The organism is Streptomyces sp. NPDC090994, from assembly GCF_044768905.1.
GTDB lineage: Bacteria > Actinomycetota > Actinomycetes > Streptomycetales > Streptomycetaceae > Streptomyces.
Genome location: NZ_JBIVWS010000005.1, coordinates 292765 through 309349, shown reverse-complemented (window position 1 = coordinate 309349; position 16585 = coordinate 292765). Strand labels below are relative to the sequence as shown.

At 67.6% G+C, this 16585-nt stretch carries 18 protein-coding genes; 8 read left to right on the top strand and 10 right to left on the bottom strand.

Annotated elements, in window-relative coordinates:
• Positions 1 to 2: 2 nt before the first annotated feature.
• Positions 3 to 602, bottom strand: a complete 600-nt coding sequence (locus ACIQR3_RS14260) for a TetR/AcrR family transcriptional regulator (protein ID WP_403538224.1) — start codon at positions 600 to 602, stop codon at positions 3 to 5.
• Between the two features lie 114 nt (positions 603 to 716).
• Between ACIQR3_RS14260 and ACIQR3_RS14255 the strand changes: the two genes are divergently transcribed.
• From ACIQR3_RS14255 to ACIQR3_RS14245, 3 genes are all read left to right on the top strand, one after another.
• Complete coding sequence (locus tag ACIQR3_RS14255; protein ID WP_403538222.1) at positions 717 to 1466, top strand: SDR family NAD(P)-dependent oxidoreductase; 750 nt, start codon at positions 717 to 719, stop codon at positions 1464 to 1466.
• A 20-nt stretch (positions 1467 to 1486) separates the two neighbouring features.
• Positions 1487 to 2242 (top strand): SDR family oxidoreductase, encoded by a 756-nt coding sequence (locus ACIQR3_RS14250; protein ID WP_403538449.1) that lies wholly within the window; start codon positions 1487 to 1489, stop codon positions 2240 to 2242.
• 182 nt (positions 2243 to 2424) lie between these two features.
• Entirely contained in the window at positions 2425 to 2799 is a 375-nt protein-coding gene (locus ACIQR3_RS14245; protein ID WP_403538221.1) for a DUF4259 domain-containing protein, read from the top strand.
• A 64-nt stretch (positions 2800 to 2863) separates the two neighbouring features.
• Here the strand turns inward: ACIQR3_RS14245 and ACIQR3_RS14240 are convergent, their stop codons facing one another.
• The 5 genes from ACIQR3_RS14240 to ACIQR3_RS14220 all read right to left on the bottom strand — a co-directional run bounded on the left by ACIQR3_RS14240 (position 2864) and on the right by ACIQR3_RS14220 (position 6810).
• Complete coding sequence (locus tag ACIQR3_RS14240) at positions 2864 to 3376, bottom strand: nucleoside deaminase (RefSeq protein WP_403538219.1); 513 nt, start codon at positions 3374 to 3376, stop codon at positions 2864 to 2866.
• A 45-nt stretch (positions 3377 to 3421) separates the two neighbouring features.
• Positions 3422 to 3964 (bottom strand): hypothetical protein, encoded by a 543-nt coding sequence (locus tag ACIQR3_RS14235; protein ID WP_403538218.1) that lies wholly within the window; start codon positions 3962 to 3964, stop codon positions 3422 to 3424.
• Complete coding sequence (locus ACIQR3_RS14230; protein ID WP_403538216.1) at positions 3961 to 5583, bottom strand: hypothetical protein; 1623 nt, start codon at positions 5581 to 5583, stop codon at positions 3961 to 3963. Before ACIQR3_RS14230 ends, ACIQR3_RS14235 begins: the two co-directional genes overlap by 4 nt.
• 180 nt (positions 5584 to 5763) lie before the next feature.
• Positions 5764 to 5964 carry a DUF397 domain-containing protein gene (locus tag ACIQR3_RS14225; RefSeq protein ID WP_403538214.1) on the bottom strand — a complete coding sequence of 67 codons (201 nt, stop codon included), beginning with the start codon at positions 5962 to 5964 and terminating at the stop codon, positions 5764 to 5766.
• Positions 5965 to 6810, bottom strand: a complete 846-nt coding sequence (locus ACIQR3_RS14220; protein WP_403538212.1) for a helix-turn-helix domain-containing protein — start codon at positions 6808 to 6810, stop codon at positions 5965 to 5967. It lies immediately after the preceding gene.
• Positions 6811 to 7029: 219 nt separating this feature from the next.
• On the opposite strand from ACIQR3_RS14220, the gene ACIQR3_RS14215 reads away from it, so the two are divergent.
• Positions 7030 to 7668 (top strand): ATP-binding protein, encoded by a 639-nt coding sequence (locus ACIQR3_RS14215; protein ID WP_403538210.1) that lies wholly within the window; start codon positions 7030 to 7032, stop codon positions 7666 to 7668.
• Here the strand turns inward: ACIQR3_RS14215 and ACIQR3_RS14210 are convergent.
• Positions 7665 to 8696, bottom strand: coding sequence for a hypothetical protein (locus ACIQR3_RS14210; RefSeq protein WP_403538208.1), 1032 nt, complete (start codon positions 8694 to 8696; stop codon positions 7665 to 7667). The genes ACIQR3_RS14215 and ACIQR3_RS14210 overlap by 4 nt on opposite strands.
• 310 nt (positions 8697 to 9006) lie before the next feature.
• On the opposite strand from ACIQR3_RS14210, the gene ACIQR3_RS14205 reads away from it, so the two are divergent.
• The 4 genes from ACIQR3_RS14205 to ACIQR3_RS14190 are packed head-to-tail and all read left to right on the top strand — an operon-like array spanning position 9007 to position 13482.
• Positions 9007 to 9717 (top strand): hypothetical protein, encoded by a 711-nt coding sequence (locus tag ACIQR3_RS14205; protein ID WP_403538206.1) that lies wholly within the window; start codon positions 9007 to 9009, stop codon positions 9715 to 9717.
• An 11-nt stretch (positions 9718 to 9728) separates the two neighbouring features.
• Positions 9729 to 11156: a hypothetical protein gene (locus ACIQR3_RS14200; protein ID WP_403538204.1), complete on the top strand. Its 1428-nt coding sequence runs from the start codon at positions 9729 to 9731 to the stop codon at positions 11154 to 11156.
• Positions 11153 to 12970 (top strand): DEAD/DEAH box helicase, encoded by a 1818-nt coding sequence (locus ACIQR3_RS14195; RefSeq protein WP_403538203.1) that lies wholly within the window; start codon positions 11153 to 11155, stop codon positions 12968 to 12970. Before ACIQR3_RS14200 ends, ACIQR3_RS14195 begins: the two co-directional genes overlap by 4 nt.
• Before the next feature lie 44 nt (positions 12971 to 13014).
• Entirely contained in the window at positions 13015 to 13482 is a 468-nt protein-coding gene (locus ACIQR3_RS14190; RefSeq protein ID WP_403538202.1) for a very short patch repair endonuclease, read from the top strand.
• Here the strand turns inward: ACIQR3_RS14190 and ACIQR3_RS14185 are convergent.
• From ACIQR3_RS14185 to ACIQR3_RS14175, 3 genes are all read right to left on the bottom strand, one after another.
• Positions 13408 to 14757: a DNA cytosine methyltransferase gene (locus ACIQR3_RS14185; RefSeq protein WP_403538200.1), complete on the bottom strand. Its 1350-nt coding sequence runs from the start codon at positions 14755 to 14757 to the stop codon at positions 13408 to 13410. The genes ACIQR3_RS14190 and ACIQR3_RS14185 overlap by 75 nt on opposite strands.
• Before the next feature lie 357 nt (positions 14758 to 15114).
• The gene (locus ACIQR3_RS14180; RefSeq protein ID WP_403538199.1) at positions 15115 to 15771 is read right to left on the bottom strand and encodes a class I SAM-dependent methyltransferase; all 657 of its coding nucleotides are present in this window, start codon (positions 15769 to 15771) and stop codon (positions 15115 to 15117) included.
• A gap of 75 nt (positions 15772 to 15846) precedes the next feature.
• Positions 15847 to 16347, bottom strand: coding sequence for a hypothetical protein (locus ACIQR3_RS14175; RefSeq protein ID WP_403538197.1), 501 nt, complete (start codon positions 16345 to 16347; stop codon positions 15847 to 15849).
• Positions 16348 to 16585: the final 238 nt, after the last annotated feature.

The following is a 16585-nucleotide window of genomic DNA, read 5'->3' as shown; positions in this document are numbered from 1 at the left end:
GGTCAGGCCCGCAGCGCGTCGACCGCGGTGTCGATCGCGGCCAGCGCGGCGGCCCGGTCGAGACCGGCCCGCGATACGAGCGACAGGCCCTGGACGACGTAGAGCAGGAGCTGCGCCTGGGCCTCGGGGCGGGCGCTGTCGGTGACCTCCCCGGCGGCCTGCGCGCGGCGCAGCGCCTCGGTGACGAGGTCGGTGAACCGGCGGTACGAGCGGCTGACGACGTCCGTGGCTTCCTCGTCGGCGGGCACGAGTTCGGCGGTGGTGTTGCCGACCAGGCAGCCCTGCGGCACGCCCGCCTCGGAGACCAGCTCGTCCAGGCGGGCCGGGTGGGTCAGGATCTCGCGCAGCGCCGGCAGCAGCGGGGTGGTGTCGAGCGCGGCGGTCAGGTGCCGCTCGTACACGTCCCAGTAGAGCCGGACGGCGTCCAGGTAGAAGCGGCGCTTGTCGCCGAAGGCTCCGTAGAGGCTGCCGCGTTCGACGCCCAGCGCGTCGACCAGGTCCTGGATCGATGTCGCCCCGTAGCCACGGGACCAGAACAGCTCCAGCGCGCGCGTCAGCGTCTGGTCCTTGTCGAACTCGCGGGGTCGTCCGGTGCGTGCCACGGTCCGACCCTACGACTTCTTGACGGTGCGTTCAAGAAGTCGTAGCTTCCCTTCCGTACTTCTTGAACGGCTGCACAGAAGTCGGCCGTCCCCGGCCGGCACGAAGGGCGACGCATGGAATTCGCAGGGAAGACAGCACTCATCACCGGCTCCGGCGCGATCGGCGGACTCGGGCACGCGACGGCCGTGATCCTGGCCTCGGCGGGCGCCGACCTGATCCTCACCGGCACCGACCCGCAGCGCGGCGCCCAGGCCGTGGCGGACCTGCGCGCCACCGCCGACGGGTCCACCGGAACCGTGCGTTTCGTCGCGGCCGACCTCTCCGACCCGGCGGCCGTGCGGCGACTGGCCGAGGAGGCCGGGACCGTCGACATCCTGATCAACAACGCGAGCCTCATGACGTTCGCCCCGACCACCGAGCAGGACCTCGCCGCCTACGACGCCGCCTTCGAGGTCAATGTGCGCGCGCCGTTCCTGCTCACCGCCCTGCTGGCGCCGAAGATGGCCGCGGCCGGCGGCGGCAGCGTCGTCAACGTCAGCTCCACCGCGGCCGGCCTCGGCATGCCGGGCATGGCCGTCTACGGCGCCACCAAGGCGGCGGTCGAGTCGCTGACCCGCACCTGGGCGGCGGAGTTCGCCGCGTCGAACGTACGGGTCAACGCCGTCGCCCCGGGCCCGATGCGCACCTCGAAGGTGGTCGCGGCGATGGGCCCGGACCTGGGCGGCATGGGCCTGACCACGGCGCTCAAGCGCACCTCCGACCCGGCCGAGGTGGCCCAGGTGATCGCCTTCCTCGCGAGCGACCGGGCCGGCTACATGACCGGCGCGACCGTCGCCGCCGACGGCGGCCGGACCGCGATATGAGCAGGGAGGAGACCAAGCCCGTGGGCCGCCTCGCGGGCAAGCACGCACTGATCACCGGAGGGACGAGCGGCATCGGCCTGGAGACGGCCCGCGAGTTCCTCGCCGAGGGAGCCTCCGTCGCGATCACCGGCCGCTCACGGGAGCGGCTGGACGAGGCCGCCCGGCAGCTCAAGGGCCGGGGCCCGCTGCTGACCTTCGTCAGCGACGCCGGCGACGTACCGGGCCAAGAGGTGCTCGCCGCACGGCTGCGCGAGGAGTGGCCGAAGCTCGACATCCTGATGAGCAACGCCGCCGACCTCACCCATCTCCCGATCGAGGCATGGACCGAGGAGGCGTTCGACCGGCTCCTGTCCACCAACCTCAAAGCCCCCTTCTTCCTCATCAAATCCCTGCTGCCGCTCTTCTCGCCGCGGTCCTCGGTGATCCTCGTCGGTTCCGTCTCGGCCTTCGTCGGCCACGAGAACGCGACGGTCTACGGCGCCGCCAAGGCCGGCCTGCTGTCCTACGCCCGCGGACTGACCTACGAACTGAAGGACCGGGGCGTCCGCGTCAACGGACTGAGCCCGGGCCCGACCATCACCGACGCGTTCGCGCCCCTCGGCCCCGAACGCCGGGCCGCCCTCTACGAGGAACTCCGCCGCACCGTCCCCCTCCACCGCCTCGGCACCACCACCGAGCTGGCGAAGGCGGCCGTCTACCTCGCCTCCGACGAGTCCGCCTACACCGCGGGCACGGTGCTGCGCGTCGACGGCGGCGTGGGGGAACTCGCGTACTAGGACCGGGGCCGGCCCGCCCACGCCCCGTCGAGGGAGAGGAGACGGCGAACGCACTGGAGCTGGTTCACGCGCCCACGCTGCTGGTGCCCGTCCCGGCCGGCCCGCACGAACGGGGCCGGCTGTCAGTCCCCCCTGCTTGGATGTGGCCCACGGCACGACGGCACTCCGCGGAGGACATTGCGATGGGCACCTGGGGCAGCGGGAACTTCGAGAGCGACACGGCGCTGGACCACCTGTCCCTCGTCATCGACCGGCTCGTCTCGGACGTCACCGACGCCATGACCGGCGACCCGGTCGCCATCGAACCCGACGAGTACTGGGGCGTCGCCGTACCGTGCAACCTCGAACTCCTCCACACCCTCGCCGAAGCGGGCCACACCACCGGCCTGCCGGCCCCCGAGGTCATCGCGGACTGGAAGCAGACCTTCCTGACCGTCTGGGAACGCACCATCGACGACCTGGGGCCTTCCCCGGCCTACAAGGAGGAGCGGCGGGCGGTGTTGAACCGGACGTTCGACCAACTGGCGGCCGTGTCGCGGCAGGTGGCGGCCGACTGACCGCTCTTCGCGGCTCAGCCAGCGAACGCCGGCTAAGACAGGGACAGATCCGAACGGTCGCCCGTCAGAGCTTGGGTTCTACCGGGAACGGAAGCTTGTCCGCCCAGCTCGCCAGTGCCTTGGCCGCTGTCTCCTGGGTCTCGCCGCCGACAGCGGTCTCGGTGATCAGGGTCCGTTCCGCGTTGGGGAGAGCGAGTTGGCGATAGTACTGCAAGTCCTCGAATCCGTTCACCGCTACGTCATGACTGGTGGCGGCGTACACCAAGCGCGGGATCCGGGCCCAGTAGCAGGCGGTCAGGCACATGGGGCATGGCTCGCTGCTGGAGTACATCACGGCGTCTTCCATGAGATGGCGCCCGAGGTGGGTGCCAGCCGCGCGCAACGCCATGACCTCAGCGTGAGCGGTGGGATCCTGGCGTTCGACGACCGAGCTCGTTCCCCTGCCCACGATCTCGTCACCGATGACGATGAGCGCTCCGAAGGGGGTCTTGCCCTCGTCTTCCAGGGCGCGTCGGGACAGTTCGATGGCTTGGGCGAGAAACGCGCGGTCCTCTGCGCTCGCCGGGGCGTAGGGCACCTTGCCTCCAAGTGATCCGAGTATGCGATTGAGCCGTCCCCGTTCTCACATGTAGACCGAGGGATCGGCGTCGCCGAAGGGGCCGTCAATATCCACGTCGTACCCCGTGAGGACTGTGGTGGCACCGGCGGAGCCGATCATGTGCAGGGCTGCTAGGGCTCGTTGGGTGTCCGTCCAATCACCGTCTCCGCGTATCTCGACCATATCCGGGACGGAGGCGGCCACCTCGTCACCTCTGAGTATCAGGCGGTGTATCCGGTGGGTGGCGAGGCCGGGGGAGAGCAGGACGATCGCGGCGGACAGCCGGTGGTGCCACTCCTCGAAAGCCCGGTCGACGGCGCCGGCGCGGGCGGGGGCCTCGGGGGCGTTGGGCAGATTGTGCAGGATGACACGGGTGATCGTGAGGTCCGTGCGTCTGTGCAGGTGGGCCGACATCAGGGCGCGGTCGACCTCGTTGCGGAAGGCTGTGTACTCCGGCTGGAGCCAGACCTGGCCACACTGGACGACCACGGCCGCGGACACGCTCGGGGATTCCAGCGCCGCCAGGCGCTCACGCCATACGGCTTCGTCTATGCCGGAGTCACTCATGTTCCTTCCCGGGTGTGCGCACCGACCAACTGCAGGACACGCAGACCAGCAGCTACGGCGTCCACCGGATCCGGATGCCCGGCCGCACCGGGCAGGACACGGGCGGCGAGTCGCGCGGCCGTTCTGCGTGCGGGCAGTGGAAGACCGGTCAGGAACGCGCGAAGCTCGGCGTCCGTGTCGTCCGGAGTTAGCGGGGCAAGGCGGCAGGCGATCGCGAGGACCATCGCGGACGGCCGTTGATGCGGTTCGATGACGGGGACGGGGACCCGGTAGTGATGGGCCTGCCGTGCGGCGCGGATCCTCGCCGTGGTTGAGTCAGGGGTGTCGGCCCGGCTCACGAGGGACAGCAGGGCGGCTTGGGCCTCGCCGGCGGTGGTGAGGTACCGGTGAGTCGCGAACGTACGCAAGTAGGCACCCAGCAGTTGGGGATCCGGCGTGAACTCCGGGCGGATGAGTTCGGGTGGGTGGGGCAGGCGCGCGTCGCGCAGTGTGGCGATCGCGTTCACCGAGACCAGCGCCCAGAAGTGGTCGAACTCCTCTTCGGAGCCGAAGACGCTGAGTGTGTCCCTGGCCTCAGGTGTGACGGAGACGACGGCGCCGTACAGGTTGTCGCGCATCTCGCTGAGGATGGAGGCGCCGTCCCAGTAGTTCCCCATGAACTTGGTGCCGGTGAGGATCTCGTGCACGCCGTACAGGGCGCTTGCCTGGTGGGCGCCGTGGAACTCGGTGAAATCCGCGTACCACAGCAGTGCCTGGACAGGAGTGGTGAGAAGGGTACCGAGTTCATCCTGTGAGGCCGCGGACTTCGGGTCGGGATCCACGCGGCGCAGGATTTTCAGGCGAGCGTCGGTGGTCAGGGCGACCAGTTCCCGAGCCGCCCGGTTGGAGGCCACTTCGCGTACTGACATCAGGTGCGCGGTGTTGGCGAGCCAGGCCAGATACCGGCTGAGCGCTCCCAGGGCCGGAGCCGGGTCCGTCAGTCGGCGGATGTGCGCGATGGACGAATCGATCAGCACCCGGGCACAGGAGACCGCCTGCGTTGGATCGGCGCCGCTGACCAAGGTGGCCCGCGCGAGGCGGTGCAGCACGTCCAGATGCAGGGAGACGGCCTGCTCGGCGTACTCGGCCGGCACCTCCGCCTCGGCCAACTGGCTGGTGAGGTGCCGTATCGCGGTGGGGTCGTTGCTGGTGACGGCCTGGCTTACGGTTCCGATGTAGGAGTTGATGACGGCGTCACTGTCCTGCCCGCCTGGGGAACGAGCGGCCTCCGCGCCCTGCCGGGCCAGCGCTCCGGCGAGAGTGCGGCGCAGCAGCCGGTTGCGCCCTCCGATGCTGGCCAGGCCGAAGAGCCGGACGAAGGAGAAGATGCCGAAGACATTGGCCAGCAGGAACAGCAGTGCGCCGTAGGTGGCGCTGACCGCACTGTCACCGAGCAGCCCGCAAGCGGTGAACAGAGCGGCCAGCCAGCCGACGAGCACCCACTCCCGGAAGGCGATGTGGCTGTCTATCGCCCGCAGCGAGGGCCAGGAGCTGGCCGCCGAGAAGGTCAGCGCGAAGATGACCGCCTCGCCGGTCAGCAAGGTGGCGAAGAAGGCGATGCTGAACTGGGTCGCGTCCACGACGTCGTCGTGCTCGCGTGGAGAGACGACTGCGAGAAGGCCGAGCGCCAGGCCACACCCGAGAAGCGCGACTTGTCTCCACCTCAGCACTGCCGCCCCGTTCGCCCGCTCGCTCCCCACCAGCGTCACCCACTCTTACAGGGGGGCAGGGGCACTCACCAGGGCATCTTCCGCCAGAGATCAGCGGACTTTCCGGGCGGTCACGAACTGATCCCAGGCCCGGGTGGAGAACTGGACCCAGCCGCCCTCCCGGCGCTTGGAGTCCCGTATCACCACTCCAGGTGACACGAAGGCAGCCTCAAGGCATTCAGTCGCGTTCGCTCCGCTGTAGGTGGATTTGAACCAGTTGAGTTCACGGTGATGCGCGGTTGGGGCAGGCATCTACAGCTCCTTGCGTACGCGATGGATCAGTTCTGAGGAAGCCTCCATGTCCAACGCTTGTGCCTGCAGGTACTCGAACGCAAGCCGGTAACGCTCCAGTTCCTCGTCTTTCTCCAGGAAGAGAGAGCCGGTGTGGAAGTCGACGTAGACGACATCGAGAGCCGGCTGGGCACCGCCGATTACGACGAAGCTCCCGAGGGCCGCGCCGTGAGCGCCCTTCGCGAAGGGGAGCATCTGAAGCCGTATGTTCGGGGTCTCGTTGGCCTCAAGCAACCGGTCCAACTGCTCCTTCATCGTCTGCGGTGAGCCGACCACGCGGCGGATGACGGACTCATCAAGGATGGCCCACAGCTGCAGCGGTCGTGGGCGGCTGAGGATCTCCTGCCGCTTCATCCGGATATCGACCAGTCGCTCGATCTCCTCCGGCTGCAGAGGCACCTCGTTCGCCCTCTGGAGGGCGGTGCTGTAGGCCCGTGTCTGCAACAGGCCAGGCACGTACACACAGGAGAAGTGGTTCTCGCGCAGAGCCTCGTCCTCAAGGGTGAGGAGGAGGTTCATGCTCTCCGGGATGGAGTCCGCGAACGAACTCCACCAGCCCTGCTGCTTGGCGTCCTTGGCCAGCCGCACGATGGCTTCACGCTCGGCGTCGCTGGCCCCGTACTCCCGGCACAGGGCATCGACCACGATCCACTTCGCCGGCCCGGCCTGTGTCTCGTAGCGGCTCACCGTCGCTTTGGAGACCCCTACGAGCCGTCCAGCCTCCTCCAGGGTCAGTCCCTTGCTGGCACGCAATTTCCTCAGCATGGCGCCCAGTTGGCGGCGGCGAGTGGTGGCCCTCACGGTCATGCGGACTTCCTTCTGCGCGTGCGCCGGGCGGTCGCTCCGGGCCTGATCAGGCTAGGCAGCGAGGGGACCGTCCACCATCAGATTCACTCGATGGATTCTCGTGAGAAGTTACACGGCGAGACTTCTCTGTGTCATTCTCCCCTTACGAACCGCTACGCAGTGCAGCCGGACGGACACGGCGGGCGCAGCATCCGCGTGGCACGGGAGGGAGGAGTCCGCATGCCCGGTGATGACATGAGGGAACACCGACACCGGTCTGTTCTGCCTTTCAAGGCGGTGCCGGCCGAGGTGCGGCTGCTGCGACAGGCCGCGACGGCCCAGCTGGGGCAGTGGGGCATGCCGCACGCCGTGGAGGAAACGGAACTGGTGGTCACGGAGCTGGCGACGAACGTCATCAAGCACGTGGGAGAGGGCACGTCCGCCACGCTCGTCCTGGAGCGAGACGGTGAGCGACTGCGCGTAGAAGTCCACGACAAGAGCCACTCCGTTCCGTCTCTGTCAGCGGCCGGCTGCGACGACGAATGCGGGCGCGGCCTGCACCTGCTCGCCGCAGTGGCGGAGGAGTGGGGCACGTTGCTGACGGCGGCAGGAAAGGCGGTGTGGTGCGAGATCGCAGCGCCGGCGGGGCGCGTGTGCCACCGGCTGGAAAGGGCGGTACACGTGCTGCGCTCATACCGCGGCATCGACGATGCCGCCCGCTTCGAGCCCGCCAGGAGAGGAGAGGTGGCTCTGCGGGAATCGGCGGTAGAGCTGATCGCCGATCTGCTGCACTGGACGATGGCCAACGGTCACGACCCGGACGATCTCCTCGACCAGGCTCAGATGCACTTCGAAGCCGAGATGGGAGCGGTGGCTTAAGGTGCCCCGTTCGGCCGCCGCGTCTCCGTGGCAGTCCGTAGCAGCGCCTCGGCATCGGCCGGGACGCCGGACATGAGCAGTTCCAGTGCGGCGCGCATGACCTCACCTTCGGGCCTGTCGCGTCCATAGAGATGGATCAAGTCCGTGATCAGATCCTGCTGGCCTTGCTGTGCCAGCAGGACAACAAGCAAGGCAGTCTCTGCCGGACTGTAGACGTCCGTCGTGTGCCGCAGGAGCGCCAGCACCTCGTCCGGTTGCCGGCCGTCATCGTGCAGAGCTTCCGCTCGCCTGGCGACGTTGGTGGCCGCCGCCTTATCGAGTTGAGTCCGCTGCCGGTCCCCCGCCTGACGGGGGACCGGCAGCGGAGCGACGCCTGGAACGTCAGGTGAGACGGCGGGTGAGCCGGCTTCGAGGAGGCTGACCCGTTCCTGCAGTGAGGCGGCCCTCCGCTGCAACACCGCATACTTCCGCTGGAGAACTCGCAGGCTGCCGGTCTTCACCGCGGCTTGCTTGCGCAGCTCCTCGTGCTCCGCCCGCAGCTCCTCGTGCTCCGCCCGCAGCTCCTCATGTGCGCTTCTGAGCTGCTTGTTCTCGTCCCGCAGCGAGCGGAGCTGGCGTGATGCGGACTCCAGGTCCGTGCTCAGTTGCGTGGCGATCACACCGTTCTGCTCGGCCGCCGCCTTCGCGTGCAACTGGTACAAGTCAGTCAGGGTGACGCTGACCTCGATGCCCTGCCGCGCGGCGTCAGCGCTCGCCGCCTCGAACAGGATCTCCACCGACCCCCGCTGCGGCAGCACCTTTCCGCTGAGCGCCCTCGAAAGGGCGCTTTCGCACATTTTGAGCCGGTCAGCGACCTCGCCCTGGGTCGGGTTCCGCGTAGGCGCGCCGCCCTCCTTCGGCACGATGAGCAGAAGCGGGCAAAGGTCCTGGAGGGCCGTGGCCAATTCGCGCCGTGCCGGTGAAACGTCACTTCCGAAGGACTTCTTCGCCCACGCGTATGGGGGGCGACTGTTCCTGCTGTACGGCACGCTCGTGAGACCTCCCCGTTTCTGGCAAGCCGACCTGCCAGCAGGCCTGTTGCCAACGTTTGTGCTCATTCTGCCTTAGCGGTAGCGGAGTTGTGCTTGCTTTTGATGAGCAAGGCTTGCTTTGTGTCAGGCAAGTGTCCAAACGGGATTGAGTTTCGGCATTCGTGGTGTTCACTGGAGACAAGCCGCTCTTGAAGCGGGGGGTGGCCGAAGGTGAACACCTGTGCAGTAGATGGCAGATTTCGTGCCGGTATGCGACGTGTGTTCCCTACGGCCGGATTCAGGTAATTCCCACATGGGGAGGGAACGGATGACCACGCTGCCGTCTTGGCGGGACACGGCCTACGGGACCAGCAAGCTCGGCACCAAAGCGCGCGTCGCGCTGTGGCTGATCCAGGAGGTGAAGGAGAACGGCACCTTCACCAAGGCCGACCTGCGGGCCGCGTTCCCGGACGTGGCGCAGATCGACCGGCGCATGCGTGACCTGCGTGACCACGGCTGGGAGATCGCCACGAGCCGCGAGGACCCGACGCTGCGCCAGCAGGAGCACCGCTTCCGGACCAGGGGCGCTGACGTCTGGATCCCGGGACAGGCGAAGGCGCCCGTACACAAGGGGAGCATCACCAACGCCCAGCGGGCCAAGGTGTTCCAGGACGACGGCTACCTCTGCCGGACGTGCGGTGTGACAGGTGGTGAGACCTACGGAGACGGCGGACTGGAACAGGCCGTGCTGAATGTGGCACGCCGGCCGGTCATCCAGCCGGACGGCAGTGTCGTGCACCAGCTCGTCACCGAGTGCCAGCGGTGCGGCCGGGGCAACGTGGACCGCACCGTGAACATGGCGGACATCCTGGCGGAGATCGAGTCACTGGCGCCGGTAGAGCGTCGGGTGATTCGCGGATGGATCGCCGCGGACCGCCGTAACCACAGCGCGCTGGAGAAGCTGTGGGGGCGGTACCGGACGCTGCCCGAGGACGCACGCAAGGCCGTGGCCGAGAAGCTCGACGGTACGGACGACTGAGACAGGACGGGATGACGATGATGCGCGAGTTTCCGGCCCCGCCGAGGGCGGACGAATTCAGCGAGCGGGTCAGCAAGAAGGTGGAGGAGGCCCGGACCGCCGGCAGTACGCGGGAAACCGTGACCGTCGACCTGAACGGGCAGCCGCTCCATGTAGAAGTGGTCGACCTGCCGCTGAGCAGCCTTTACTACAACCCCGGCACCCACCGGATCCGGGCACAGCGCAGCCACGACTCCGAGCGGGACGCGGCGCTGGACAAGGACCCCTGGAGCGCGGAAAGCCAGGACTACCTCGGCTTCCTGCTCAAGGCGGACCCCGAGAACACCAGCATGCGGGACAAGGACTTCGATGTCCTGAAGGACAGCCTCAACCAGTTCGGACAGAATGACCCCGGACTGGTGACCCGGCACGGGGTGCTGGTCAACGGCAACACCCGGGCCGCCGCGCTGCGCGAACTCGGCGCGCAGTCCATGCGGGTGGGCGTGCTGCCGGCGTCGTTCACCTGGGCCGACATCAACGCCGTCGAGCTGTCCTTGCAGCTGCGCAAGGACCACCGGCGCGACTACTCCTATATCAACCGTCTCATCGCCATGGAGGAACAGGCGGCTCTGGGCCGGACGCCGGAGCAGATCGCCAAAGACTTCCGGATCCAGGTCCGCACCTACCACCAGGAGCGGTGGATTCTCAGCACGATCCGAGAGCTGAACGAGCGCAGCCGCACCGGCGGCGGCAACGGACTGCGCCTGGTGGACTGGGAAGGCGCGCAGGAGCGTCTCAAGGAGCTCCACCGGCTCTACGTGAAACTGGAAACGGTCGACCGTGACCAGGCCGAAGTCCTGAAGGAACTGCGCCTGGCCGCGATCCTGCTCAACTTCTCCAAGACGGACGTCCGGCACATCAACGAGGACTTCCTGAAGGCGGGGCTTGAGCAGCAGCTGCCCATGGGCGGTGCGACGGCCGCCCAGCCGCAGTCGGTGTCCATCCCCGGTCTGGGCCTGGAGGTGCCCGCCGCCTCCTCCGTCGTCGCGGAGGCCCGGGCGATGAACGACGAGATTCTCCGTACCGCCGCCGTGGTGAGGAACGGAGCCTCGGACCTCGGAGACGAGCAGAAGGCCGCCGCGCAGGACACCTTGGACAACACCAAGAGGGCGTTTGACGAGGCCATCGAGGCGGCGGGCCGCAACGCCCGGCTGCGCAAGCGCAAGCAGCTCGCCCCGGCCCGGCTGGCGGAAGCCTGCGCGAGCATCGACCAGTGTGTGAGCGACCTGGTGCAGGCCCGGACCTCCCGCAGTCTGGACGAGGAGGCGTTCGATGACGCGGTGGTGAAGCTGCGGGGCAGTCTCCTCAAGCTCGCGCAGCAGGCCGGCCGTGGGCTGCCGCAGCCCGGGGACGGCGTGTCCTGGCTGCTGGAAGCGGTCTCGGCGGAGGGCTCCCGGTGACCAGCACCAACGGTGAGAAGTCGCTGCGCCTCGGGTTCGATGAGACCCGTACGCGCGTGGTCCTGCGCACTACCGAATCGTTCCAGCAGGAATTGGTCCAGCTGGCCGCCCGGTTTCGTACCGGCGGCCAGCTTGGCCCGCTGAGCGCCTCGGTCTCTCTGGACGAGCTGCTCGCGGACCTCGGGCTGCTGGGTACTTGGTCCGATCCCACCGGTGTGGAGTGGGCGGATGACCTGCGGGACCTGGTGGCCGGGGTGGTCCAGGACGCCCACACCGTGCAGCAGCGGCTCGCGGGGCGGGAGACGGCCGGCGAGGTCGCGCCAGACGACGTGCTCGCGCTTCTTGGTGATACCTGGAAGGGTGAACTCAGCGAGTTCCAGCGCCGGGACATCGCGAAGCTCCTGTCGCTTCAGCACGGCGCCAACTTCAGTGTGCCCGGCGCGGGTAAGACCCGGGTCGCGCTCGCCGTGTACGCGGCGCAGAAGGCGGCTGGCCGGGTACGTCGGCTGCTGGTCGTGTGTCCCAAGTCGGCCTACGAGTCCTGGCGCTACGAAACTGCTGAGTGTCTGATCCACCCGCTGCGGATCAACGTGCTGGACGGGTCGCTCGATCAGTGGGCCGAGGTGCTCGTGGTGAACTACGAGCGTCTCGACCGGTCCCTGTCCATGCTGGCCGGCTGGCTCAAGTCGGGCCCGTCCATGATCATCCTGGACGAGGCGCACCGGATGAAGCTGGGTGCGCGAGGTACGTACGGGGCGGCCTGCATGGCGTTGGGGCCGCTGGCTGCCAGGCGGCTGATTCTCACCGGTACGCCGGCCCCTAACGGTTCACGGGACCTGGAGAACCTCCTGGGCTTCGTGTGGCCGGGGCACGGTCAGCGCACGGTGGTCCAGGCGGTTGCCGGAGGGGATCTCGCGCATGCCAGCTCTGTCCTCCGGCCGCTGTTCACCCGTACGACCAAGCATGAACTCGGCTTGCCCCCGGTTCAGCTGGGCCTCCGCTACGTTGACATGCCACCGTTGCATGACGAGATCTACACGGCGATCGTGGGCGGCGAGAAGAGCGGCGCCGCGCGCGAGGATCTGAGTTCCCTCGGGAAAACAGCCCTCCGCCTCCTTATGGCTGCCACGAGCCCAGCCCTGCTCCTGGAAGGGGGCAGCCGGTACGAACCACTCGCTTACCAGCTGCCGCCAATGGAGATCCCCGAGGGCAGTTCGCTGTACTCGCTCATGCAGAACCTCCCTGACTACGAGCTTTCGCCCAAGTACAAGGAAGCCGTGGCGATCATCGCGGAGAACGCCGCCCAGGGCCGGAAGACGCTGGTGTGGACGACGTTCGTCAGGAGCCTGACCACGCTGGAGCGCCTGCTGGAGAAGTACAGCCCGGCTGTCGTCTACGGCGGCACTCCTGACCGGGAGGAACAGCTCCGCCGATTCAGGGAGGACCCGGGCTGCATGGTGCTCATCTCGAACCCGGCGACTCTGGGAGAGGGAATCAGCCTGCACCACGTCTGTCACGACGCGATCTACGTGGACCGCGACTTCATGGCGGGCCGGTTCCTGCAGAGCCTGGACCGGATCCACCGTCTCGGGCTCGCTCCCGACACGGAGACCCGGGTGACGGTCCTGGCTGTCCGGAACTCCATCGACGAGGTCGTGGCCGTTCGCCTGGAGCGGAAGCTGGAGTTCATGGGACGCATCCTGGACGATCCCACCGTGCAGCAGCTCGCTGACCTTGAGGAGGAGCCGTCGGTCGCGGCCGGCCTCGCACCGAGTGACATCGAGGCGCTGCTGAGTCACATGGGAGGCCGCTAGGACTGGCCGCGTGCTGCGAGGCCGACGGCACTACCCTCTGCGGTGTGTCACATGAAGCCGAATGGGTGGCTCCGGAAGGATCCTGGGCCTCGTCCGCAGCACGCCGCCGCAACATGCAGGCGATCCGCAGCCGCGACACCAAGCCAGAGATCCTCATCCGGCGGCTCGTGCATGCCACAGGCCTGCGATACCGGGTAGCTGCCCGGCCTCTCCCCGATCTTCGCCGGACGGCGGACATGGTCTTCCGTTCGGCGAAGGTCGCGGTGTTCATCGACGGCTGCTACTGGCATGGGTGTCCTGAGCACTACGTGCCGCCGAAGACTAATTCCGGTTACTGGTCGGAAAAAGTCGTCCGCAATGTCGAGCGAGACCGGGATACCGACAAGAGGCTCCGGGAAGCTGGCTGGCTCGTGCTCCGCTTCTGGGAGCACGAGCCGTCAGACACCTGTGCCGACAAAATCGCCGCTACGGTCTTGGCTCGGCGTGAGGGCGGCTCGACGCGGGGTGACTGAGATCTCCAGCTGCTGCGGAACGTCCTCGACGAGAATGGTTCCCGCTGGCTCCATCTCGTAGTCCCTGGTGAGAACTTCGCTGTATTCAGGGAGGAGAACGGCGGCGATGGCACGTCCTACTGCCTCGGCAACCGGCGGCGGGAAGGCGTTCCCGACCTGGCGGTAACGAGCCGTCTTCCGCCCTTGGAACTTCCACTCTTCCGGGAAACCCTGGATGACCGCTGCCTGGGCGACAGTGAGCATCGGGCCGGCAGGGCGGAACAGATCGCGTTCCGGGTCACAGTCTTCGGGATCGTTAGCGATTCCCATGCCGTCGACACCGAGCTCCGCCCATGCGCGCTTGGCGCGGGTGGGGCCCAGATCAGCACCGCCGTGCTTCCTGGAACCGCCTACGAGAGTCGGGGCAACGGTCTTGCCTGCCGCCGAAGCCTGGGCGATCCGCCTCTTCCAGTCCTCGAAGACCATCTTCCCGGTCCGCTCGCCGGGCCGGGCGGGTTCGCCCTTCTCGTTCTTGTCCCAGAACGCCTTGCAGCGCGCGAGCATGCTCTTCTCAAGCTTTTCGAATACGCTTGTCTCGGCGCCCTTTATGCCCGTCGGCCATCGGAAGCCGGGACTTTCCGGCTTCACTGCGCTCTGATGAATAGCAACCAGAATCGCACGAGGCCGGAGCTGAGGTACTCCAAAGTTCCTCGCATCCATCCGGCGCCAGACCCTCCGCATGGTCACATCTTGTGCGATGGGCGACTGGTCCGGATCTATATCGGGAACTAGATAACCAAGGTCACGCAAGGTGTTGATAATAGATCGCCGGTACTCAATGAAGACTTCCGGAGGCTCCAGAATCCCTCGGACGTTCTCAATCATCACCGCTTTCGGCCTGAGGGCCTCGATGATGTCAAGCGCTGCTGGGAAAAGATCGCGCTCATCGTCCGGGCCGAGCCGGTGCCCGGCCAAGGAGAACGGAGGGCATGGTACTCCGCCGGCGAGCAGGTCGAGTTCTCCTGGCTCAAGGCCGAGATTTTTCCGCACCTCAGAGTCCAAGAAGTCCTTGACGTCCATAGGGCGGATCTCGTCAGCTTTATGCTGATTCCAGCCGGGCCAGCCGCTTACGTTGGCCCGCAAGGTGGCTGCGGCGTGCGGGTCCCACTCAACGAGAGCGCGGTGATCGAAACCTGCGTTGTGAAGTCCGACGGCTTGCCCCCCGGCACCCGCGCAGATCTCGATCGAGGTCAAGGGCGAGGCGAACCGCGGTCGCCTCTGGCCGCTGCGGGGCATGCCGGCTCCTCCTGAAGGTGGTCGTTCCGGGAGAGGCGATGATCATGTGTGAGCCTCTCGACTTCAAGAGTCTCGCACTTTTATTGAGTCACTGACGCCTCACCTGTGAGCTGAGGCGTGGGACGGGACCCACACCTCCCAGTACTTCGGGGGACCATACGCGTTCGGCGTCTGCGGTTCATCCAGAGCGACCGGTGCTGAGCGGAGAGTGTCGGCGAGAGTGCCCCGGTCGCGGTGGACCAGGCCCCGCGTTCGGCGGTCTCGGTCGCGGCTGTAAAAGGGGGCGAGCAGGGAGTCCGGGGGAGCGGTAGGTCCGCTGGGACCAGGCGGCTGCCTGCTGACGTGGCCAGAAAACTGTCACGAAGCCACCGCCCGTACCAGCAGCGTCCCGATGTGGCCGGCGTGAGGTGCCTCGATGACCCGCGCGTCGGCCGTGGCGAAACCGGCCCGGGTGAGGAGGCGCTCCCACACGGCCGGGCGGTAGCTGTAGCGGTAGGTGAACGTCGCCCTGCCGGCGAAGCCTCCCTTGTACATGCCCTGCGGTCCGTACGCGCCGGGGATGGCGGGCGGCTGCGAGAAGACGAGAACGCCGCCGGGCCGGAGCCGTCGGCGGACGAGAGGGAAGAGGCGGCTGGGGTCGGTGAACCAGGCCGCTCCGAAGATCGAGTAGACGGCGTCGTACTCGTCCTCGTGCTTGCTCAGGTACTCCAGGACTTCGGAGCACAGGATGTCCGCGCCGGTGCTTGCCCACTTCGCGGTGGCCTTCTCGACCATGACGGGCGACAGGTCGATGCCCCGGGCGGTGATGCCGTGCTGAGCGAGGTGGGCGAGGGCGCGGCCGGTGCCGCAGCCGATCTCCAGGACGGAACGCGGGTTCCCGAGCAGTTCCGGGCCTGGTCCGTGACCGGCGTACTGGGTCCAGCAGAAGCCGGGTTCCATGTCGTCCTTGAAGGCGGAGGCGGCGAAGGTGTCCCACAGTTCCGTCTCGGCGGCGATGTCGTGTGGTGCGGGCAAGGCGATTCCTCCTCGCAGGAGCCGCCGGCCCCTGTCCCGCGGAGGGCGAAGACAGGGGCGGGCGGGCCTGACCGTTCAGTGGCTGTCGGGGACCTTGTTGTCGCAGGGCGAGCAGTCCGTTCCGTCGATCGCCCACAACTCCTCGTCGACGTCGAAGCCGATGGACTTCAGGAAGTCTGCCGTACGCACGCACAGGCCGTCCCGGCGGCGCTCGATGAACGGGGCGTGGTGCTTGTAACGGCCCTCGTTGTACACGTCGCACAGGGCCCACCACACCGGGGTGTCGAGGATCAGCTGGTGAACGCCGATGTCGACGAGTTTGCCGACGCCCAGGTGGATCTCGGGGTGCTCCATGCAACCGACGGTGTACATGACGGCGTTGCCGAGAACGCGTTCCGCCATGTCGCGGACCATGGTGTGGTCGCGCAGCAGCAGGGCGACCTCGCGGTCCCAGAGGGTCATGCCGCTGTCCAGCACGTTGATCGTCAGGTGTTGAATCTCGGGCTGGACGAGATTGAGAAGTTCCTTCGGGTCCCGCGTGCGGAGGGTTGTAGGTCGGTCGAGCGTGACGGTCATCAGCCGCTCCTTCGATGGCAGGTGGTGTCGTTCCCGTTCGGACTCGCCCCGCCCCGGCGTGCGGCGTCGTGCAGGGGTCCTGGCTGCGGTCCGGCCGGCAATGCGACGGTAGGGACGGTCATGAGCAGGGCGCACGAGAGTTGCGCGAAGTTGCTCGGCACGCCGGTGAGGTTGCGCGAGGTTGCTGATTCAGGGTGACCGGGGCACGCACGTCGGACGTGAGTCCTGGGAAAGCTCC

Coding starts and splice junctions, on each gene's coding strand:
- ACIQR3_RS14175 (WP_403538197.1), bottom strand. CDS start 16,347: ATGACCGTCACGCTCGACCGACCTACAACCCTCCGCACGCGGGACCCG.
- ACIQR3_RS14255 (WP_403538222.1), top strand. CDS start 717: ATGGAATTCGCAGGGAAGACAGCACTCATCACCGGCTCCGGCGCGATC.
- ACIQR3_RS14200 (WP_403538204.1), top strand. CDS start 9,729: ATGACGATGATGCGCGAGTTTCCGGCCCCGCCGAGGGCGGACGAATTC.
- ACIQR3_RS14225 (WP_403538214.1), bottom strand. CDS start 5,964: ATGCCTGCCCCAACCGCGCATCACCGTGAACTCAACTGGTTCAAATCC.
- ACIQR3_RS14205 (WP_403538206.1), top strand. CDS start 9,007: ATGACCACGCTGCCGTCTTGGCGGGACACGGCCTACGGGACCAGCAAG.
- ACIQR3_RS14235 (WP_403538218.1), bottom strand. CDS start 3,964: ATGAGTGACTCCGGCATAGACGAAGCCGTATGGCGTGAGCGCCTGGCG.
- ACIQR3_RS14220 (WP_403538212.1), bottom strand. CDS start 6,810: ATGACCGTGAGGGCCACCACTCGCCGCCGCCAACTGGGCGCCATGCTG.
- ACIQR3_RS14185 (WP_403538200.1), bottom strand. CDS start 14,757: ATGCCCCGCAGCGGCCAGAGGCGACCGCGGTTCGCCTCGCCCTTGACC.
- ACIQR3_RS14245 (WP_403538221.1), top strand. CDS start 2,425: ATGGGCACCTGGGGCAGCGGGAACTTCGAGAGCGACACGGCGCTGGAC.
- ACIQR3_RS14215 (WP_403538210.1), top strand. CDS start 7,030: ATGCCCGGTGATGACATGAGGGAACACCGACACCGGTCTGTTCTGCCT.